The sequence below is a fragment of the Aerococcus sp. UMB7834 genome (genome assembly GCF_030215145.1).
In the GTDB taxonomy this organism is placed as follows: domain Bacteria; phylum Bacillota; class Bacilli; order Lactobacillales; family Aerococcaceae; genus Aerococcus.
Window position 1 is genome coordinate 135,280 of the sequence record NZ_JASOLI010000007.1, and the last position, 20,863, is coordinate 156,142.

At 50.4% G+C, this 20,863-nt stretch carries 15 protein-coding genes; 14 read left to right on the top strand and 1 reads right to left on the bottom strand.

The genetic code is table 11. The features are described 5' to 3' along the window. Positions 1 to 165 precede the first annotated feature (165 nt). The 3 genes from ilvA to QP339_RS07250 all read left to right on the top strand — a co-directional run bounded on the left by ilvA (position 166) and on the right by QP339_RS07250 (position 3,962). Complete coding sequence (gene ilvA, locus QP339_RS07240) at positions 166 to 1,425, top strand: threonine ammonia-lyase IlvA (RefSeq protein ID WP_284910977.1); 1,260 nt, start codon at positions 166 to 168, stop codon at positions 1,423 to 1,425. Between the two features lie 872 nt (positions 1,426 to 2,297). Beyond that, positions 2,298 to 3,503, top strand: coding sequence for a bifunctional phosphopantothenoylcysteine decarboxylase/phosphopantothenate--cysteine ligase CoaBC (gene coaBC, locus QP339_RS07245; RefSeq protein ID WP_284910978.1), 1,206 nt, complete (start codon positions 2,298 to 2,300; stop codon positions 3,501 to 3,503). Positions 3,504 to 3,530: 27 nt separating this feature from the next. Further along, positions 3,531 to 3,962 (top strand): hypothetical protein, encoded by a 432-nt coding sequence (locus QP339_RS07250; protein ID WP_284910979.1) that lies wholly within the window; start codon positions 3,531 to 3,533, stop codon positions 3,960 to 3,962. A 542-nt stretch (positions 3,963 to 4,504) separates the two neighbouring features. On the opposite strand, the gene def is transcribed toward QP339_RS07250, so the two are convergent. Then, positions 4,505 to 5,077: a peptide deformylase gene (gene def, locus QP339_RS07255; RefSeq protein WP_284910980.1), complete on the bottom strand. Its 573-nt coding sequence runs from the start codon at positions 5,075 to 5,077 to the stop codon at positions 4,505 to 4,507. 507 nt (positions 5,078 to 5,584) lie between these two features. Between def and pdhA the strand changes: the two genes are divergently transcribed. The 11 genes from pdhA to QP339_RS07310 all read left to right on the top strand — a co-directional run bounded on the left by pdhA (position 5,585) and on the right by QP339_RS07310 (position 20,806). Continuing rightward, positions 5,585 to 6,688: a pyruvate dehydrogenase (acetyl-transferring) E1 component subunit alpha gene (gene pdhA, locus QP339_RS07260; RefSeq protein ID WP_070619234.1), complete on the top strand. Its 1,104-nt coding sequence runs from the start codon at positions 5,585 to 5,587 to the stop codon at positions 6,686 to 6,688. 2 nt (positions 6,689 to 6,690) lie between these two features. Further along, complete coding sequence (locus QP339_RS07265; protein WP_070619237.1) at positions 6,691 to 7,683, top strand: alpha-ketoacid dehydrogenase subunit beta; 993 nt, start codon at positions 6,691 to 6,693, stop codon at positions 7,681 to 7,683. Between the two features lie 108 nt (positions 7,684 to 7,791). Further along, on the top strand, positions 7,792 to 9,444 hold the full coding sequence (locus tag QP339_RS07270; RefSeq protein ID WP_070619240.1) for a dihydrolipoyllysine-residue acetyltransferase: 1,653 nt from the start codon (positions 7,792 to 7,794) through the stop codon (positions 9,442 to 9,444). Positions 9,445 to 9,455: 11 nt separating this feature from the next. Next, complete coding sequence (gene lpdA / locus QP339_RS07275) at positions 9,456 to 10,868, top strand: dihydrolipoyl dehydrogenase (protein ID WP_284910981.1); 1,413 nt, start codon at positions 9,456 to 9,458, stop codon at positions 10,866 to 10,868. A 440-nt stretch (positions 10,869 to 11,308) separates the two neighbouring features. Beyond that, on the top strand, positions 11,309 to 11,578 hold the full coding sequence (locus QP339_RS07280; protein ID WP_284910982.1) for a UPF0223 family protein: 270 nt from the start codon (positions 11,309 to 11,311) through the stop codon (positions 11,576 to 11,578). A gap of 12 nt (positions 11,579 to 11,590) precedes the next feature. After that, positions 11,591 to 12,388, top strand: a complete 798-nt coding sequence (locus tag QP339_RS07285; protein ID WP_284910983.1) for an inositol monophosphatase family protein — start codon at positions 11,591 to 11,593, stop codon at positions 12,386 to 12,388. Between the two features lie 379 nt (positions 12,389 to 12,767). Next, the gene (gene typA, locus QP339_RS07290; RefSeq protein ID WP_284910984.1) at positions 12,768 to 14,609 is read left to right on the top strand and encodes a translational GTPase TypA; all 1,842 of its coding nucleotides are present in this window, start codon (positions 12,768 to 12,770) and stop codon (positions 14,607 to 14,609) included. 854 nt (positions 14,610 to 15,463) lie between these two features. Then, a complete protein-coding gene (locus QP339_RS07295; RefSeq protein WP_284910985.1) occupies positions 15,464 to 15,781 on the top strand; it encodes a DUF1507 family protein in 318 nt (105 codons plus the stop codon). Further along, the gene (locus QP339_RS07300) at positions 15,759 to 17,000 is read left to right on the top strand and encodes an FtsW/RodA/SpoVE family cell cycle protein (protein WP_284910986.1); all 1,242 of its coding nucleotides are present in this window, start codon (positions 15,759 to 15,761) and stop codon (positions 16,998 to 17,000) included. Before QP339_RS07295 ends, QP339_RS07300 begins: the two co-directional genes overlap by 23 nt. A gap of 34 nt (positions 17,001 to 17,034) precedes the next feature. Further along, on the top strand, positions 17,035 to 20,469 hold the full coding sequence (locus QP339_RS07305; RefSeq protein ID WP_284910992.1) for a pyruvate carboxylase: 3,435 nt from the start codon (positions 17,035 to 17,037) through the stop codon (positions 20,467 to 20,469). 25 nt (positions 20,470 to 20,494) lie between these two features. Then, complete coding sequence (locus QP339_RS07310) at positions 20,495 to 20,806, top strand: YlbG family protein (RefSeq protein WP_070619257.1); 312 nt, start codon at positions 20,495 to 20,497, stop codon at positions 20,804 to 20,806. Positions 20,807 to 20,863: the final 57 nt, after the last annotated feature.

The window sequence follows — 20,863 nt, forward strand, 5'->3', positions numbered from 1 at the left end:
GACTGACTTTTGGAACAGGTTTTTGGAAAAATTCGTGGTTAAAAAAGAGACTGGGGTTTTACTCCAGGCTCCAGTATTAATTCAAGCGACCGTAAAGTGAGAAGGATTGCCTATTAAGCGGTCCTTCTTATCTTTCCGTCACTTGATTTGGAAGGAAGGTATTTTATGTCTGAATTAGTCAGCAAAGAAGAGGTCCTCGATGCCTATCGTAGCTTGCGCCAAGACCTCCCCCAAACCCCACTGCAATATGATAGTTATTTATCTGAGAAGTACCAAGCCCGCATTTACTTGAAGCGCGAAGACCTGCAAGTGGTCCGGTCCTTCAAGATCCGCGGCGCCTACTATGCCATCAACCAACTCTCAGATGAAGACCTAGCCAAGGGCGTGATTTGTGCCTCGGCCGGTAACCATGCCCAGGGTGTGGCCTATACCGCCCAGAAAAAAGGCATCCAGGCTGTGATCTTTATGCCAAATACCACCCCTAATCAAAAGATTAGCCAGGTTCAATACTTTGGGGGCGACTTTGTGGACATTCAGATTGAAGGCGATACCTTCGACGAAAGTAACCGGGCAGCCCACGCCTATGCCAAGGAACATGGGCTCAGCTTCATCGAACCTTATGACGACTTAGACGTGATGCGCGGCCAAGGGACCCTGGCAGTGGAAGTCCACCAAGACCTGGTAGCAGAAGGCCAACAAGCCGACTACTTCTTAGTCCAAGTTGGGGGTGGCGGTCTGATCTCCGGCGTTTCCGCCTATGTCAAAGAGGCTATGCCTGATACCAAGGTTATCGGGGTGGAACCCAGCGGCGCAGCTTCCATGAAAGCAGCCTTGGATGCCGGTGAGCCCACCGCTCTGGAGCGGGTCGATAAGTTCTGCGACGGGACAGCAGTCGGCGAGGCCGGTCAACTCACCTTCCAGCACGTCAAGGCCAAGGTTGACGATATCTGCCTGGTCCCTGAAGGCTTAGCAGCCCAAGCTATCTTGGAACTCTATACCAAACAAGCCATCGTCGCTGAACCCTCCGGCGCCCTGACGGTTGCCGCACTCGAGCTTTTAGCCGATGACATCAAGGGTAAGACCGTGGTTTGCCTCATCTCAGGCGGCAATAACGACATCAACCGCATGGCCGAAATCGAAGAAAAGGCCCTGATCTACGAAGGCATCAAGCACTACTTCATCGTCAACTTCCCCCAAAGAGCCGGTGCCCTGAGAGAATTCGTTACCGACGTCCTCGGACCCGGCGACGACATCTCCGTCTTCGAATACACCAAGCGCAAGAGCCACTCCAGCGGCTCCGTCCTTATCGGCATCGATCTCGCCGAAGCCGGCTCCATCCACGCCCTCAAAGACCGCATGGCCGCCTTCGATCCCAACTATATCGACATCTCAGAAAACTCGACACTGTATCAATTTTTAGTGTAGGGTGTGAGAGGATGCGGGAGAAAGGGAGCTCTGGAGTAAAAGGACAGAGAAGGCTGCAAGCCTTCGACGTCCTTTTGCGAAGAGGAGCCCTTTCTGCATCATCGACCCCGACTAGATAGGGTGTGAGGCTTGGCGTATAGACTCGGATGATTGGAGCAAGTCAGAATAAGAGCGAAGGATTCGCTCGTTTCTGCCTTGTGAAATCACTCCGAGTCTGCCAAGTCGACCCCGACTGTAGGGTGTGAGGCTTGGCGCTTAGCTTTCGAATATCAAAATCTCCTCCAGTTATTGCTGGGGGATTTTTTATATGAAATTATAAAACTAATGTGGAAAGTAACGGACAAAAGGGCAGAGGGTATGTCCGTATCCTGGCCAGAAACTGCCACATCGTAAGAGAAGATGCAGTATCTCAGTCAGAAACTGCCACATCGCAAGAGAAGATGCAGTATCCTGGCCAGAAACTGCCACATCGCAAGAGAAGATGCAGTATCCTAGCCAGAAACTGCCACATCGCAAGAGAAGATGCAGTATCCTGGCCAGAAACTGCCACATCGTAAGAGAAGATGCAGTATCTCAGTCAGAAACTGCAACATCGTAAGAGAAGATGCAGTATCCTAGCTTTCAGTTAGCCAATCCAGAGGGCTAATCATCTCCAAACGGCATTAGCAAGTGAAATGATAGCGAATCGCGTTTCCAAACGGTATTGACAGAGGAGATAGTGCCGGTTTCTAGCCAGCAGCGTCCTTTTTGTCAAAAAATATGCACCTAACAGGAAGACTAAGGTCAAGCAGGGCAGCGCCGTTTTTTATTGGGGCTGGAAGGGATCTGTGCTATACTTTAAGCAAATTATCCAATGAAGATGGAGGGGTTGTGTGTTAACAGGTAAACAGATTGCAGTGGTTGTGACCGGGGGGATTGCGGCTTATAAGGTACCGGGCTTGGTGCGGTCCTTGATCAAGGCAGGGGCTTCGGTGCGGGTGGCCCTGACGCCGGCTGCAGAACGCTTCGTGACGGCGGAGACCTTGGAAGTGCTGACCAAGTATCCGGTCTTAAGAGAAGGGGCGGCTTATCCTGATTCGGTGGGCCATATTGCCTTGGCGGACTGGGCGGACTTGAGCGTGGTGGTGCCCGCGACCGCCAACAGTCTAGGGAAAGTGGCTCAGGGACTGGCGGACAATGAGGCGCTGAGCAGTCTCCTGGCCAACCAAGGATCGATCGTCTTCGTGCCGGCTATGAATCATAAGATGTGGGCCAATCCGGCGGTCCAAAGAAATGTGGCCCGCCTGCGAGCAGATGGGCATTACGTCCTGGAACCTGGCTTTGGCTTCCTGGCTGAGGGTTATGAGGGTAAGGGGCGGATGCCGGAGATTGAAGAAATTCATGCGGGTATCGAGGCCTTCTTCGCCTGCCAAAATCTCGACCAGCCCCTGGACCTGACTGGCCAACGTCTAGTCATCAGCGCCGGGGGAACGGAGGAACCGATCGACCCGGTCCGCTACCTATCCAATCGCTCGTCGGGGAAGATGGGAACGGCCCTCGCCCATGTGGCCCTCCTGGCTGGAGCCCAGGTGACCCTGGTCCAGACGCCTTCAGCGCAAAATCTACCGGTCCTGCCTGGCATTACAACCCGCCAGGTCACGACCGCCCAAGAGCTCTACACGGCTATGCATGAGGAGATCCAGAGCGCGGATATCCTCGTGATGGCAGCGGCTGTGAGCGACTACCGGGCCGCCCAAGCCGCTGACCAAAAGATTAAAAAGCAAGACCAAGACCAGGGCCTACGCTTAGAATTGGCAGAAAACCCAGATATCCTGGCCAGCCTGCCTAAAGACAAGGCCTATGTCATTGGCTTTGCGGCGGAGACCCAGCGTGTCGTGGACTATGCCCGGCAGAAACTTGAGAAGAAGGGGGCCCAAATGATCGTTGCCAACGATGTCAGCCAGGCTGGCATTGGTTTTGCGAGTGAGGACAATGCGGTCCAGATCGTGACCCCGACGGACGTCCTAGCAGTGGCCAAGCAGTCCAAGTACGGCATCGCCGCCCACATCTTAGCCCAAGCCCTCAAGGAAAGAGAATAAGCACTAAGCACAAGGAGGTTCTTTTGTATGAAGACACTTAAAGCTTTGAAAATATGCAACTTCTTACCGCTCATCTATTTTGGGCTCTTAGGCCTATCTTTTCTTGGCCTACCAGCTGTCGCTTCGATAATTGGAGAGGGAGCCTTCATGGATGGCTGGATTGGTCTTGCCTTCGCCTTGGCCCTGGGATCCGGCATCTTTATGGCCATCTGGACTTTAGCCAGCCTGGCCTTAACCGCCTGGCTCCTCTTTCGAGGCAAGCAAATCAAGCACCGGCCCCTCTATCGGCAGGGCCTCCTCAGTCTAGTCCTGGCAGGCCTGTATTTCACTAGCTTCGGTATTGAAGATCGGCTCTTAGCGATTTTTGGCCAAGAGCAGACCTGGCCCTTGAACCTGGTCTACTTTCTAGTCCTCATCCTGACTTTGATCCTAGCCTGGCCCCATAACCGCGCCTTGTAGATACAAAAAAAGCCTTCTACCAATCTCTACTTTGATTGGCGGAAGGCTTTTAGTGTGTTTAGATGAGTTAATTTTTTCAAAGGCGCTAAACAGCTGTGTAGCCGCCGTCGACCTTGACATCTGAGCCCCGAGGAAGAGGATGGCAGCAGACACTTCTTGTAAAATATTTTTAATCCGAAATATCTTACACCTATATACCAAAAAGCGATCAAGCAAGTTTGAAAAAAACTAACTACCTTCTGTTAGCGAGTGATTTGCCGGCAACTTGCGAATGAGGGCTCTGTTAGCAACTAGGAAGCCGACAACTTGCAAACGAGGCCTCCATTAGCAAGTTGACTGGCATGAACTTGCGAACAGGCCCTCCATTAGCAAGTAGGCTGTCGACAACTTGCGAACAGGCCCTCTATTAGCAAGTAGGCTGTCAGCAACTTGCGAACGCAGCCTCCGTTAACAAGTTGAACCTCTACTAGGCAAGCTCCCACACCCTCACCATAAAGAAAACAAGCTAGCCAGGGTCTGGCTAGCTTGTTGATCCTTCATCCTTAAAACTCTTCTCCCAATACAAATGAGTTCTCGTCGAGGGAGAAGGGCTCGTCTTGGTTGATGTGGTCGTAGTAGAGGATGCCGTTGAGGTGGTCGATTTCGTGTTGGAGGACGATGGCGGGGTAGCCTTTGAAGCGTTTTTTGTGCTCATTGCCTTCCAAGTCTTGGTAGCGGAGGGTGATGCGCGCATAGCGAGGCACATAGCCAGGGACGTCTTGGTCGACGGACAGGCAGCCTTCGCCGCTCGGTAGGGCCACTTTTTCTAGGGAGTGGCTGAGGATGCGCGGGTTGCAGACGACTTCTTCCATTATAATCTTGCCGTCTGGGTCTTCCAGGTCGGGAATCAGGACGGCGGTCATTTGCTTGGAGACATTGACTTGGGGAGCAGCCAGGCCTACGCCTGCACGGAGGCCGTACTTTTCAGCGATTTCTTCATCTTGGCTGTTGTGGAGGTAGTCCATCAAGTCTTGGGCGAAGGCGCGGTCCTCGTCAGTCAGAGGGAAGGTCACTTTCTCAGCGGTTTTGCGCAGGGTGGGGTGGCCGTCCCGGATAATATCATCCATTGTAATCATATTGATATAACATCCTTTCTAGTCTAGTAAATGTCTTCCCCTCATTATACCGTTAAAGCCGGGAAATGTTTAGCGCTTTTGCTTAATATTTAAGACGAAAAAAACAGCTCGCGAAAAAGCTTTCAAAGGATTAGGCCGTGTAAACGCTTAAAACAGGCTACTTTGCTCCTTGTCCTAGATGAGACTATAACAGATGATCCAAAATGATTGGTACAGTTAAATGATTTAATTTACGAATAAGAACAAAAACCGCATTTAAAGGCCTGAGATCATAGGCTTGTCATAAGAACAAACTTTGTGAAAAAAGGCTCAAAGTACAGAAAAGACAGCCTTTTCATTAATTTTTCTGTACTATAAAAGAACTTTTGCTTGGACAAGCTATAAGACTTGCTTTTTATACGCTAAAATGATACTTTATAACAGAGGGCTGCATTTGATTGATACAGAATTGAATGCACTTGATTTATTACTGAAAGAATTTCAATTATAAGAGAGGAATGATTATAAATGGCTAAACAACCAGTAGATTATGCTGCGCAGTTGGAAGCAATTGACGAGCTTTTCCCAATGGTTCGTATCTTAGACGAAGAAGGGAAAGTCGTTAATGAAGAGATTATGCCTGATTTATCAGACGATGAATTAGTTGAATTAATGAAACGGATGGTGTTCTCTCGGACGCTTCACGAACGTTCTATGGCTCTCGCTAAACAAGGACGTTTAGGTTTCTACGCACCTACCTATGGGCAAGAAGCTTCCCAAATGGCGAGCTCTTATGCTTTCGAAGAAGGTGACTGGTTATTCCCAGGCTATCGTGACGTTCCTCAATTAATCGCTAAAGGCTTGCCTATCTACAAGGGCTTCCTCTGGTCACGTGGACACGTTGAAGGGAACGACTACCCTGAAGACCTACATGCGATGCCACCACAAATCATTATCGGTGCTCAATTAATCCAAGCTATGGGTAATGCTGTTGGCCAAAAATTAAATGGTTCCGACAATGTGACTTATGTCTACACTGGTGACGGTGGTTCATCCCAAGGTGACTCTTATGAAGGCTGGAACTATGCAAGCCGCTACAAAGCACCAATCGTATTCTTCATCCAAAACAACGGCTTCGCTATCTCAACCCCACGCGAAAAACAATCCGCTGCTAAGACCTTAGCTCAAAAAGCTGTGGCAGCAGGTATCCCAGGGGTACAAGTTGACGGTAACGACGCCTTGGCTGTTTACGCTGTGGCTAAACAAGCACGTGAATATGCCGCTGCTGGTAATGGTCCTGTCTTGATTGAAACCATCACCAACCGTTTAGGTGCTCACTCAACATCAGGTGACAACCCTAAACTTTACCGGACTGATGAAGATATCGAACTATGGACCGGCCGTGAACCTCTCTTACGTATGCGTAAGTTCATGGAAGACAAGGGTCTATGGAATGAAGACATGGAAACTGAATATGTTGACCAAGTGAAAGAAGAAATCAAAGAAGCGATTCAAAAGGCAGAAGCTGCCCCACAACAAAAAGTTTCTGATTTCTTGAAGAACATGTTCGAAAACCCTGGTCAAAACATTAAAGAACAAATCGAACAATATGAAGCAAAGGAGAGTGAATAAGCATGGCTAAAAAGAACAACCGCAACAAAACAATGGTTGAAGCCGTTACAGAAGCGTTAGACCAAGAAATGGCACGCGATGAAAAAGTCTTAATCTTTGGTGAAGATGTGGGTAAAAACGGCGGTGTATTCCGTGCCACCACAGGCTTATACGACAAGTATGGTGAAGACCGTGTCAGCGATACACCTCTATCCGAATCAGGTATTGGTGGTTTAGCCATTGGTTTAGCTCTTCAAGGCTTCCGTCCTGTTATGGAAATCCAATTCTTCGGTTTCGTCTTCGAAGTTATGGACTCCATCTCTGGTCAAATGGCACGTACCCGTTACCGTATGGGTAGCACCCGCCATATGCCTATTACCGTTCGTTCACCATTCGGCGGGGGCGTTCACACACCTGAAATGCACGCGGACTCCCTTGAAGGCTTAATGGCCCAATCTCCAGGCTTGAAAGTGGTTATTCCATCAAGCCCATACGAAGCAAAAGGTCTCTTGACCGCTTCTATCCGCGACAATGACCCAGTTGTCTTCTTAGAACACATGAAACTTTACCGGTCATTCCGTGAAGAAGTTCCAGAAGAACAATATGAAATTGAATTGAACAAGGCCAATGTTGCCCGCGAAGGTAATGATGTGACTGTCATTGCTTACGGCTACATGGTGCGTGAAGCATTGAAGGCTGCTGAAGCCCTTGAAAAAGACGGTATTTCAGCTGAAGTTATCGACTTACGTACCGTTCAACCTCTAGATATGGAAACCATCGGGGCTTCTGTTGACAAGACAGGCCGTGTGGTAATGGTTCAAGAAGCCCAACGTCAAGCTGGCGTGGGTAACCAAGTGATTGCTGAAATTTCACAACGCAATATCTTGAGCTTAGAAGCACCTATCCAATTCGTATCTGCTGCAGATACTGTCTTCCCATTTGGTTTAGCTGAAAACGTTTGGTTACCAAATGCTGAAGATATCCAAGAAGCAGTGAAGAAAGCAACTGAATTCTAATTGATTAAGGACGCTTGGTAGCGGTTAGGGCAACTTAACCGCTCTGAGCTTTATCATTTCAGGATAGTTTAGACAGGTATTGAGAGATAGAAGGGAAGAACTCAAACTATGGCTTACATTTTTAATATGCCCGATGTCGGCGAAGGTATGGCAGAAGGCGAAATCGTTGCATGGGACGTCAAAGTCGGCGACGAAGTCCAAGAAGAAGATACACTCGTTGAGATCCAAAACGATAAATCCGTTGAAGAAATTACCTCTCCTGTAACAGGGAAAGTAACCAAGCTTTACTATGAAGAAGGCGACTTGGCAATGGTTGGTGAACCATTGATCGCATTCGAAGGGGAAGGCTTAGAAGACAACGAAGCTGAAGCAGCACCTGCTTCAACACCTGAGTCTCCAGCCCAAGAAGAAAAAGCTGAAGATCCAGCACCAGCAAGCAATGGTGGCGGCTCTTACTACAAATTCCGCTTACCTGACGTTGGTGAGGGTATGGCAGAAGGCGAAATCGTTTCTTGGTTAGTTTCTGAAGGTGACGAAATCACTGAAGAAGACTCCCTCGTTGAAATCCAAAACGACAAGTCTGTCGAAGAAGTGGCTTCACCAGTTGCTGGTACGGTTAAGAAGATCTTAGTGGAAGCAGGCACCATCGCTAATGTTGGGGATGTTTTAGCTGAAATCGACTCACCAGAACACAATGGCGAAGATGATGGCGCAGAAGATACTTCAACACCTTCACAACCTGCTCAAGAAGCTAAGGCTGACGAAGGTAATGATGACGCAACAGGTGGCGCAGCTTCAGCACCAGCTACAGCTGATCCAAACCGCGTGATCCAAGCCATGCCTTCTGTTCGTAAATATGCACGCGAAAAAGGCGTTGACATCAGCTTAGTGAACGGCAGCGGCAAGAACGGTCAAATTACCCGTGATGATATTGACAACTTCGATCCAAACGCTCAAGCTTCAAGTAGCCAAGAAGCTGGCCAAGAAGCCGCTCCAGCTCAAGAAGAAAAAGCAGCTAAGAAATCACCAGCTCCAGCTCCAACTGTTTCTAACGAAGACTTAGTTGAACGCGTTAAGATTTCACCAATGCGTCGGATCATCTCTGAATCCATGACCACTTCTAAGTTTACCGCACCTCAAGTATCCCTCTTCATGGACGTTGAAGTGTCTAAACTTTGGGATCACCGTAAGAAATTCAAGGGCATCGCTGCAGAACGTGATGTGAAGTTAACCTTCTTACCATATGTGGTTAAAGCCTTAGTTGCTGCTGTTAAGAAATACCCAATGCTTAACGCATCAATCGACGAAGAAAACCGCGAATATATCCTTAAGAAATACTATAACGTAGGGATCGCAACAGACACTGACAATGGCCTATTCGTTCCAAACGTTAAGAATGCTAACCAAAAATCAATGTTTGAAATTGCTAACGAAATCAACGAAAAAGCTGCCAAAGCTCATGCTGGCGAATTAACCAACGAAGAAATGGGCGACGGTACCATTACAATTTCTAACATCGGTTCAGCTGGTGGTGAATTCTTCACTCCAATCCTTAACTTCCCAGAAGTTGCCATCTTAGGTTTCGGTGCCATCAAGCAAGAACCTGTTGTCAACGATGAAGGCGAATTAGTAGTTGGCCGCGTTCTGAAACTGTCATTAACCTTCGACCACCGTATTGTCGATGGGGCTGTCGGTCAACGCTGCTTGAACGAAGTCGCTCGCTTATTGTCAGAACCAGAATTGCTATTAATGGAAGGATAGGTTGATAAAATATGGTAGTAGGAGCAATGGCAATTGAATTAGATACAGTCGTTATCGGTTCAGGCCCTGGTGGCTATGTGGCAGCAATCCGTGCTGCCCAAAAAGGCCAAAAGGTTACAGTAATTGAACGCGAATTCCTCGGTGGGGTTTGCTTGAACGTCGGCTGTATCCCTTCTAAAGCCTTGATCCAAGCAGGTCACGCTTACCATTCTGCCTTAGAAGGCGCAGAAGTTTTCGGTGTGACAACTGAAGGAACAAACTTAGACTTTACCAAGACCCAAGATTGGAAAGACAACCAAGTCGTTAAGAAAATGACTGATGGGATTGGCTTCCTCTTCAAGAAGAACAAGATCGATGTGATCTGGGGCGATGCCTACATCAACAACGATAAAGAATTAACCGTTACCGGTGAAGGCGACGAACATCAATTGTACACTTACAACAACTTGATCGTTGCTACTGGGTCAACACCAATCGAAATCCCAGGCTTCAAGTTTGGCGGTAACATCGTTGACTCAACAGGCGCTTTAGCCTTCGAAGAAGTTCCAGAAAAACTCTTAGTGATCGGTGGTGGCGTGGTAGGTTCTGAATTAGGTTCTGCCTACGCTAACCTCGGTTCTGAAGTCACCATCCTTGAAGGATCTCCACAACTCTTACCAGGTTTTGAAAAAGACATGGTGAAAGTGGTTCAAAAAGACATGAAGAAAAAAGGCATGACCGTTATTACTAATGGCATGGCTAAAGAAGCAACAGACAACGGCGACTCTGTTACCGTTAAATACGAAGAAAAAGGTAAAGAAAAAGAAATTACCGTTTCTAAAGTTCTAGTATCTGTTGGTCGTCGCCCAAATACGGCTGAAATCGGTCTTCAAGCAGCAGGCGTTGAAATGGACGACCGCGGCTTAGTCAAGGTTGACGAACAAGGCCGCACAAGCGTGAAGAACATTTACGCTATTGGTGACATCGTGCCAGGCCTAGCTCTAGCTCACAAAGCTTCTTACGAAGGGATCGTAGCTGCAGAAGCTATCGCAGGGGAAAATGCAATTGTTGACTACAAGTCAATGCCTTCAATTGCTTACACTGACCCTGAATTAGCTAGCTACGGCTTAACCGAAGCTGACGCTAAAGAAAAAGGCTTGGAAGTCCACTCCTTCAAATTCCCATTCGGTGGGAACGGACGTGCCGTATCTATGGCTAACGCAGATGGTTTCGTTCGCTTAGTCGCTACTAAGGACAACAACATTATCGTTGGTGGCCAAGTGGTTGGACCTAACGCATCGGATGCAGCTGCTGAAATTGGCTTAGCCATTGAATCTGGCATGACAGCTGAAGATATTGCCTTGACGGTTCACGGTCACCCAACCTTGAATGAAGCGATCAAGGACTGCGCAGAAGGTCTTTTAGGCCAAGCTATCCACGCTTAATCCGATTAAGCAGACAAAAAATTGATTCTATACACAAAAAAGAGCCTGATCTCGGGCTCTTTTTTAATGGGGCTTATGGTTGTACTGTCAGCATGCGTTTCGTTTTGAGTTTGATCGTTAAAGAGCCATGGAAGCGGTGAGAGCCAAGGTCTCTCACCTAGCAAGCTTCAAAGAATTAGAGTGCGACAAAAGTCGGTTAAGCCTGAACCACTGGAGCAAAATCTAGAAGAGCCTTGCTAAAGGCTCGCCTAGATTTTGTGAAGTGGAGTCAGGGTTGACTTTTGGAGCAGGTTTGGGCTAGTACGGCTAGCGCCTACTATATTTTTATCCCCAGCCAAGTTCCAAACCTTCTTCTCCTCCCAGACTAAGCCGCTTGCTGCCACCAGGGTCTATTTTCTGCTATAATAGAAGCAAAGTGAACGCTGAAGGAGGCGATTGGGATGGCTTATGCTTACCCACTGGATATGAATTGGTCGAAGGAGGAGATGACGGCAGTGGTGGAATTTTTCCATGCGGTGGAATTGGCCTATGAGGGAGGCGTTGACCGCACAAACTTGCTGGCGGCTTACCGGGCTTTCAAGGAAGTGGTGCCGTCGAAGATGGAGGAGAAGCAGCTGGGCAATGCCTTCGAGAAGGTGTCGTCCTATAGTGTGTATCGGACCATGCAGAAGGCTAGGGCTGTGGAGTCTGGCCGCGTGACCATGCCTTAAGGAGGAAGTTGAATGGATAGACAAGCAATTGAAGAATTAGTTCACAGTTGGGTGATGGCGGCGGCTGACCATATCCGCCAGGCGATGGACCAGCCGCTGACAGTAAATGAGAAGTCCAGCCACCAGGATATTGTGACTAACCTGGACCAGGAGACGGAGCGCTACTTGCGCGAGCAGATCCAGTCCCACTTCCCAGATGATCGAATTATTGGCGAAGAGGGGGAGGGCCAGCAGTCGGATAGCCTGGAGGGAACCGTGTGGATTATTGACCCCATCGACGGGACCGCGAATTTCTATGGCCAGGGCCGCCACTTCGCCATTATGCTGGGGCGTTATGTGGATGGGGAAGGCCAGTTTGGCGTGATCTACGATGTGATGGCGGATGACTATGTGTCTGCCTGGAAGGGGCAGGGGGTGACTTGGAATGGCCAGCCTTTTGACAAGCCTTTTGACGACAAGCCCCTGCGCGAGGGTCTGATTGCAGGCAACGGCAGCTACGCCCTCCACAATACCCACCGCATCCAGGACTTCATTGACCAGGCGCTAGGCTTTAGGATCTACGGCTCGGCCGGCTTGCAGGTTCTCTATGTTCTGCGTGGGGACCTTTTACTCTACTTCTCACCTAAGCTAGCCCCCTGGGATGTGGCCGCCGGGTCTGTTATTGCCCGCGAGGCAGGGCTTAGTTTCAGTCAGTTCGATGGCAGCAAGTTAGACCTCCTCCACAAGGGCTCCGGTGTGATCGGTTACCCCAGCGCCTACCAACAATTTATCAAGTACCTAGCTGTTGAAGCCGCCTGGGATAAAATGTAAAAATCCCCAATAAGCGCTAGGCAAGGCCTAGTAATAGTGATAAAATGAAAAAGCAGATTTTTTGGAGCTTTATGAACTTGTGATTATGATTGTGCAAGTGAGCATTCGTTACGCTTCTGAATTTGGTCGTTAAAAAGCCATGGCACCGGTTCAGGCCAGGGTCCCTCACCTAGCGAGCTTCAAAGGGCTAGTACGGCTAACGCCTACTATCCCTAATTCACATCGCTTGCTTTTTCATGGCTAACGACCAATTTCAACGCTCCACTACTGCTCAAGAGTAGATTACATAGAAAGTTTCCTAAATCACTAATATTAAAGTATAAAACATTTTTTGACCAGTTAAATAATAGAAGCAAAAGAAAAAGGAGTTAAGACATCAATGACAAAACGCGAAGATATTCGGAATGTCGCCATTATAGCCCACGTTGACCACGGGAAAACAACCTTGGTTAACCAGCTACTTGAAAATTCAGATACCTTAGATGAGCGGGCCCACTTAGATGAACGGGCCATGGATTCCAATGACCTGGAACGGGAACGTGGGATTACCATCCTCTCTAAGAACACTGCGGTTAACTACAAGGGCACCCGAGTGAATATCATGGACACCCCAGGGCACGCGGACTTTGGGGGTGAAGTGGAACGGATCATGACCATGGTTGACGGGGTTGTTCTGGTTGTGGATGCCTATGAAGGGACCATGCCACAGACTCGTTTTGTCCTCCAAAAAGCCTTCGAAGCGGGCAAGACCCCAATTGTGGTGGTGAACAAGATCGACAAGCCAGCTGCTCGGCCAATGGAAGTGGTGGATGAAGTTCTTGACCTCTTCATCGAGCTCGGTGCGGATGAAGACCAAATCGAATTCCCAGTGGTTTACGCTTCAGCTATGAACGGAACGTCCAGCTATTCGGCAGACCCTGCCAAGCAAGAAAAGACCATGGCACCAATCTTTGACGCCATCATCGAAAACGTGCCAGCCCCTGAAGATAACAAGGATGAACCCCTGCAATTCCAAGTCTGCATGCTGGACTATAACGACTATGTAGGCCGTATCGGGATTGGCCGGATCTTCCGCGGCTCCATCAGTGTGGGCGACCAAGTGACCTTGAACAAGTTGGACGGGACCAAGAAGAACTTCCGGGTCACGAAATTGTTAGGCTTCCTTGGTTTAGACCGGGTAGAGATTGACCATGCCGAAGCGGGCGACTTGATTGCGGTATCCGGGATGGAAGATATCTATGTGGGTGAAACCGTGACGGATACTGAGGTACAGGAAGCCTTCCCGCCACTACGGATCGATGAGCCTACTCTACAAATGACCTTCATGACCAACAACTCGCCTTTTGCGGGTCGGGAAGGGAAATTTGTGACCGCCCGTCAGATCGAAGAACGCTTGAAGTATGAGCTCCATACCGACGTGTCTCTGCGCGTGGAAGATACGCCTGAGCCTGACCAATGGATCGTTTCTGGCCGGGGGGAACTCCACCTGTCCATCTTGATTGAAAACATGCGCCGGGAAGGTTTCGAACTCCAAGTGTCACGGCCAGAAGTCATTATCCGTGAGATCGACGGCATCAAGCAAGAGCCTTTTGAATCGGTACAAATCGACACCCCTGAAGAATACCAAGGGAGCGTGATTGATTCCTTGAACCAACGTAAGGGGCAAATGTTAGATATGGTGAATGAAGGTCGCGGGACGGTGCGCTTGAACTACTTGGTGCCTGCCCGGGGGATGATCGGCTACGGTACCCAATTCGTGACCATGACACACGGTTACGGGATCATGAACCATAGCTTCGATTCCTACCAACCCCTGATTAATACCGAAATCGGCGGCCGCCGCAATGGCTCTCTGGTCTCTACGGAAACCGGCAAAGCCACCACTTACGGCATCATGAACGTGGAAGACCGCGGGACCATTTTTGTCCACCCAGGGACTGAAGTTTATGAAGGCATGGTTGTCGGGGAAAATGCCCGGGAAGAAGACATCGACGTCAACATCGTCCGGGCCAAGAACCTGACCAACGTGCGTTCAGCCACCAAGGACCAAACCGCGACCATCAAGGAACCGCGCGTCCTGAACCTGGAACAATCCCTGGAATTCATGGATGATGACGAACTCTGTGAAGTGACCCCAGAAACTGTCCGCGTCCGCAAACGCATCCTTAACAAGAGCGAACGCGCCCGCTACAACAAACGTAAGAAAAAAGCAGAAAATTAAGCAAGAACCGGTAGGAAGTGGAGGGATGAGCTCTACTTCCTGCTTTTTATTTGGGAATTGTGCTGGTGAGCATGCGCTGCGCTGTTGAATTCGATCTTTGAATTTTAGAAGGATCAAGACGGCTAGTGCTTCTGGGACTAGAGGGGGACTGAATTCTGGGATTAGAAACTGCATTGTCTCGAAGGAAGATGCAGTAAGTCGCCGAGAAACTGCATTGTCGTGCGAGAAGATGCAATTTCTCCAAGATACGGCAATCCTGGTGCCCATAACGGACAATCACTGGCTCTTTTGTCGGTATCTCCTTTCGTAAGCGCCAAAACGTTTGAGATATGTCGGTAAGTCGTTCCGTAAGCGCCAATACGTCCGAGATATGTCGGTATCTCGTTCCGTAAGCGCCAAAACGTCCGAGATATGTCGGTAACTCAGTTCGCAAGCGCCAAAACCCTCGAGATATGTCGGTAAGTCGTTTCGCAAGCGCCAAAACGTCCGAGATATGTCGGTAAGTCGTTTCGCAAGCGCCAAAACGTCCGAGATATGTCAGTAAGTCGTTTCGTAAGCGCCAAAACGTCCGAGATATGTCGGTAAGTCAGTTCGCAAGCGCCAAAACGTCCGAGATATGTCGGTAAGTCGTTTCGCAAGCGCCAAAACGTTTGAGATATGTCGGTAACTCCTTTCGCAAGCGCCAAAACGATCCGGATATGTTCTTATCTCGCTCACAGCAGCCAAATCCTGGCTTAATAGATAGTCACATTTATTCTCAAGCGAATAAAATCCTGAAAACTAACAAGCTTCTCATCAAGTTATGGTATAATTTCATGTGTATATGCTTAATATAAAGAAGGAGGGGATAGCGAATGGATATCGATCGGAAGCAAGCGGAAGAGATCTTGCTTCATGAAGCCCAACGCATCTCCCACTTAATCCTCAGTCAAAAGGAACACTTATGTTTTGCCCAGTGTCCGGCCTTTGAGGAGATTGTGGATACTCAGATGTATGGCTTCTCCAAGCAAGTCGCCTATGCGATTGCGAGTGGTGCACTTTCGAAAGATAAGGGCCATCAAATTATTCAAGAATTGGAGAATACCCTGAACCAGGTTTATACGGAGATCTTCGAAGAGGGGCAGTTCTACCATGTAGAGGGGGACCACCGTGCCAACAGAAAAGACTCCTAAGTCTAAGACGCAAAAGCTCGCTTCGGCGCTGAGGAGGGCCTACCGGGAGATGAATCTATCGATCTTCCTGCCCTATATGGTGCTCTCGATTATCGGCTTGATCATGGTCTTTACGGCTTCATCCTACCGGGCCATCTCGGAGGGCAATGATGTCTCCTACTATGTGGTCCGCCAGCTGGTCTTCATGGGCGTCGGTTTCGTCGTCGCCATGCTGATCTACCGGCTCCGGGTGACGGTTTTTCGCAGCCAAGCTTTCAAGAAGCTGGCCATTGCGGTCATCAGCCTGGCCTTGGTCTTCGTGCTCTTCTTTGGAGAAGAGATCAACGGGGCCAAGGGTTGGATCGACCTCTATGTGATCTCCATCCAACCGATTGAATTCGCCAAGCCGGTCTTGATCCTACTCTTAGCGGACTATTTCAGCCGCTACCAAAAAGACTTCGGCCAGAACCCGGGCTGGAAGGGTTTCTTCCGAGTCCTCGGCCGCCATCCCTTAGTACCTGGCGCCATCCTGCTCTGGCTGGGCATTGCCGTCCTCCTGCCTGATATCGGGGGCTTCGGCCTGCTGCTTGTTATTGCCAGTCTCATGGTGCTGGGATCGGGGATATCGTCTAAGGTCGTCAAAGTGCTGAGCGGTCTGGCGGTCGCAGGCTATGCCGTCTTGGTTTTAGGCGCTCGCCTGGCCAACCATCTGGGCTGGTCCTCGGATAACTACCAAGTCCAGCGCCTGCTCAGCTTCGTGAATCCCTTCCCCGAGGCTCAGGGAATCGGCCACCAATTGGTCAATTCCTACTATGCCCTCAAGGGGGGCGGTCTCTTCGGCCGAGGCCTGGGGAATTCGGTCCAGAAGTTGGGCTACCTGCCTGAAGCCCACAACGACTTCATCATGGCCATCGTGGGCGAGGAGTTGGGGCTAGTTGGCCTAATCTTTATCCTGGGCCTCTACTTCTACCTCACCCTCTACCTCTACTTCCGGGCCCAGAAAGCCCGAAGCGTCTATATCCAAATGCTCTTAATTGGGCTGGCCTCTTATTTCCTGATCCAGGCTGTGATCAACCTGGGCGGGGTGACGGGGCTCCTGCCGATCACGGGGATTACCTTCCCCTTCATCTCATACGGCGGGTCCTCCATCCTCACCTCGGCCATCATGGTGGGCCTGGCCCTCTCAGCCGTAAGAGCCGATCAGTTCGGCCAGCTCAAAAAACGTCAACCATCCAAGTAGCCACTGCATGTCATCAAAGGGGAGTGTAATTATGATTAAAAAAGTCCTAGTCGCCAACCGTGGCGAAATCGCTATCCGTGTCTTCCGGGCCTGTTTTGAATTAGGCATCGAGACGGTCGCTATCTTTGCCAAGGAAGATGAGAATTCGGTCCACCGCTTCAAGGCGGACGAATCCTACCTGGTTGGGGAAGGCAAGAAACCAGTTGAAGCCTATCTCGACATCGAAGACATTATCCGCATCGCCAAAGACACCGGCGCCGACGCCATCCACCCTGGCTACGGCTTCCTGTCTGAGAATGTGGACTTTGCCCGCCGCTGCCAGGAAGAAGGCATTATCTTCATCGGACCGAAAGTCGAAACCCTGGATATGTTTGGGGACAAGGTTAAGGCAAAAATTGCCGCCCGTGATGCCGGTATCCGCGAAATTCCAGGGACACCAGGTCCAGTGGAATCTGTCGAAGAAGTCCGTGCTTTCGCCAAGGAAGCGGGCTATCCGATCATGGTCAAGGCAGCCAATGGGGGCGGGGGCCGCGGCATGCGGGTGGTTCGCTCAGAAGATGAACTGGAAGAACAATTCGAAACAGCCTCCAACGAAGCGCTCAAGGCGTTTGGCTCGGGCGTCATGTATGCCGAGAAATACATTGCCAATCCTAAACACATCGAAGTACAAATCCTAGGCGACCAGCACGGCCATGTTATGCACCTCTGGGAACGTGACTGCTCCGTCCAACGCCGCCACCAAAAAGTGGTTGAAGTGGCGCCAACAGTGGGTCTGCCCATGGAAGTCCGCCACGAGGTCTGCGATGAAGCGGTCCGCCTCATGTCCCATGTCGGCTATCAGAATGCTGGGACGGTAGAATTCCTATTAGATGGCCACGACTTCTACTTCATCGAAGTCAATCCTCGGGTCCAAGTGGAACACACCATTTCCGAAGAGATCACTGGGGTCGATATTGTCAAGGCCCAGATCCGGATTGCGGACGGGGAATCTTTTGAAGCGATTGGCCTGCCTAAGCAAGAAGACCTGCCGCTGATGGGTTATGCCATCCAGTGCCGGATCACGACCGAAGACCCAGCCAACAACTTCTTCCCAGATACGGGTAAGATTAATACCTATCGTTCACCAGGTGGTTTCGGCCTGCGTCTGGATGCGGGGAACGGCTACCAGAATGCGGAAGTCTCACCTTACTATGATTCCATGGTGACCAAGCTGATCGCCCATGCTATGACCTTCGAAGAAACCGTGGCTAAAATGACCCGGGCCCTGCGTGAGTACCGGATCCGCGGTGTCAAGAACAACATTCCCTTCCTCTTGAACGTGGTCCGCCACGAGGAATTCCAGACTGGCCAAGCGACGACCCTCTTCATCGACAACACCCCATCCCTCTTCGAATTCCCTAAAGAAAAGAACCGGGATAGAGGGAACAAGATCCTCCGCTATATCGCAGAAACAACTATCAACGGCTTCCCCGGCCTCAAACGTGGGGAAAAACCCCACTACACCAAGGCCCAGGTGCCAAATAGCTTGGAAGCAGTCGACAGCCATGGCCTAACTGCCAAGCAGATCTTAGATAAGGACGGGGTCAAGGCCGTCCAAGATTTCGTGACGGAGAAGAAAGAACTCCTCTTAACCGACACCACCATGCGGGATGCCCACCAGTCGCTGATTGCGACCCGGATGCGGACCCGCGACATGGTCAAGGCAGCCCAAGCCATGGAAGCAGCCAATCCAAACTTCTTCTCCATGGAAGTCTGGGGCGGAGCCACCTTCGATACGGCCTACCGCTTCTTAACCGAAGACCCTTGGGAACGCTTGGAGAAATTCCGGGCCGCCATGCCAAATACCCTCCTGCAGATGCTCTTTAGAGGGTCCAATGCGGTGGGTTACACGGCCTATCCGGACAATGTGCTGGAAGCCTTTATCAAGCAGTCGGCGGAATCTGGCATCGACGTTTTCCGGATCTTCGACAGCTTGAACTGGATCAAACAGATCGAAAAACCCCTCCAGTTCGTCAAGGACACGGGTAAGATCGCCGAAGCGGCCATGTGCTACACCGGCGACGTCCTCAACCCCGACCGGCAGAAGTACTCGACCGACTACTATGTCAACTTCGCTAAGGACTTGGTGAGCGCGGGGGCCGATATCATCGCCATCAAGGACATGGCTGGGCTCCTGAAACCCCAAGCCGCTTATGCTCTGATCTCTGAACTCAAGGCAGCAGTGGACGTGCCTATCCACCTCCACACCCACGACACCGCAGGCAATGGGATTATCACCTATGCTGAAGCGGCACGTGCGGGTGTCGACATTGTGGACGTGGCCACTTCCGCCTTCTCCTCCACCACCAGCCAGCCAAGTATGACCACCCTCTACTATGCCCTAGAACACGACGACCGCCGTCCAGAACTCAACGTGGGCAATGCCCAGAAGATGAACCACTACTGGTCAGGCGTCCGGGCCTACTACAATAATTTTGCTTCCGGGCTCAAGGTGCCAGAAACCGAGATCTACAAGACCGAGATGCCAGGTGGCCAATACACCAACCTCCAGCAACAAGCCATCGGGGTCGGCCTGGAAGACCGCTGGGAAGAAATCAAGGTCATGTACCACGATGTCAACATGCTCTTCGGCGACATTGTCAAAGTGACCCCATCTTCCAAGGTGGTGGGCGACATGGCCCTCTTCATGGTCCAAAACAAGCTCTCCATCGACGACTTCTTCGAACGCGGCAAGAGCCTGGACTTCCCAGACTCCGTCATCAAGTTCTTCCAAGGTGACCTGGGCCAACCCGTGGGCGGCTTCCCTAAAGATGTCCAAGACATCATCCTCAAGGGCGCCCCAGCAACGACTGAACGGCCCGGTGCCCTCTTAGACCCTGTGAACTTCGACGCTGTGCGGGAAGAATTAGCCGAACAAGTGGACATTGAGATCACGAACCAAGATTTACTGGCCTATCTCATGTATCCAAAAGTCTTCGTCGACTACTGCAAGAAGCTAGACAACTACTCCGACCTATCTAACATTGATACCCCAACCTTCTTCCGCGGCATGCAGCCCGGTGAAACCGTCTCGGTTGAGATCCAAAAGGGTAAGGTCTTACGGATTAAGCTCATCCAAGTCGGCGCTCCTAACCACCTAGGTGAGCGCATCGTCTACTTCGACCTCAACGGCCAACGCCGGGAAATCACGGTCAAGGACACCACCATCAAGTCCACCGTAGCCCTCCGTCCAAAAGCCGACCCATCCAACCGCGGCCACATCGGTGCGACCATGCCAGGGACCATTGTCAAGGTTTCCTGCGAAAAAGGGGACAGCGTCAAGGTCGGTCAAACCATCCTAGTCACCGAAGCCATGAAGATGGAAACCACCGTTAAGGCACCAATCGACGGGGTAATCAAAGCCATCCACGTCCAAGCAGGCGACCAGGTAGACTCCAACGACCTATTGATCGAAATTGAAAAAGCCTAGACGAGTCAGCAGGGAGGTGACGCCAATGGCAGAATATGAACAACGGCAAGACCGGGCGGGACTCATTGTCTGGCTCCATTCCACCAAGCACACCCGCCCCTTACAGAAATATGGCTATGTCTATTATATTTCCTATAAGCTCAAGTACGCTGTCGTCTACAGCCCAATCGAATCGATTGACGACACCATCCAAAAGATCCGCAAGCTGAAATTTGTCCGCGAGGTGGAAGAGTCACCGCGCCAGGAGATCAACACCGAATTTGACCAGGTGCTGGATGAATTGAAAGAGCGGATGCCGGAGGATGATGGGCTACCGGAATTGAAATATCGGTTTTAAGAAAGGGTGTGAGACTTGGCGTTTAGGCTTGGATGATTGGAGCAAGTCAGAATAAGA

Bases quoted from the DNA above. Each gene is read 5' to 3' on its own strand.
- QP339_RS07250 (WP_284910979.1), top strand. From the start codon at position 3,531: ATGAAGACACTTAAAGCTTTGAAAATATGCAACTTCTTACCGCTCATC.
- QP339_RS07295 (WP_284910985.1), top strand. From the start codon at position 15,464: ATGGATATCGATCGGAAGCAAGCGGAAGAGATCTTGCTTCATGAAGCC.
- typA (WP_284910984.1), top strand. From the start codon at position 12,768: ATGACAAAACGCGAAGATATTCGGAATGTCGCCATTATAGCCCACGTT.
- QP339_RS07265 (WP_070619237.1), top strand. From the start codon at position 6,691: ATGGCTAAAAAGAACAACCGCAACAAAACAATGGTTGAAGCCGTTACA.
- QP339_RS07270 (WP_070619240.1), top strand. From the start codon at position 7,792: ATGGCTTACATTTTTAATATGCCCGATGTCGGCGAAGGTATGGCAGAA.
- QP339_RS07280 (WP_284910982.1), top strand. From the start codon at position 11,309: ATGGCTTATGCTTACCCACTGGATATGAATTGGTCGAAGGAGGAGATG.
- pdhA (WP_070619234.1), top strand. From the start codon at position 5,585: ATGGCTAAACAACCAGTAGATTATGCTGCGCAGTTGGAAGCAATTGAC.
- lpdA (WP_284910981.1), top strand. From the start codon at position 9,456: ATGGTAGTAGGAGCAATGGCAATTGAATTAGATACAGTCGTTATCGGT.
- QP339_RS07310 (WP_070619257.1), top strand. From the start codon at position 20,495: ATGGCAGAATATGAACAACGGCAAGACCGGGCGGGACTCATTGTCTGG.
- ilvA (WP_284910977.1), top strand. From the start codon at position 166: ATGTCTGAATTAGTCAGCAAAGAAGAGGTCCTCGATGCCTATCGTAGC.
- QP339_RS07285 (WP_284910983.1), top strand. From the start codon at position 11,591: ATGGATAGACAAGCAATTGAAGAATTAGTTCACAGTTGGGTGATGGCG.
- def (WP_284910980.1), bottom strand. From the start codon at position 5,077: ATGATTACAATGGATGATATTATCCGGGACGGCCACCCCACCCTGCGC.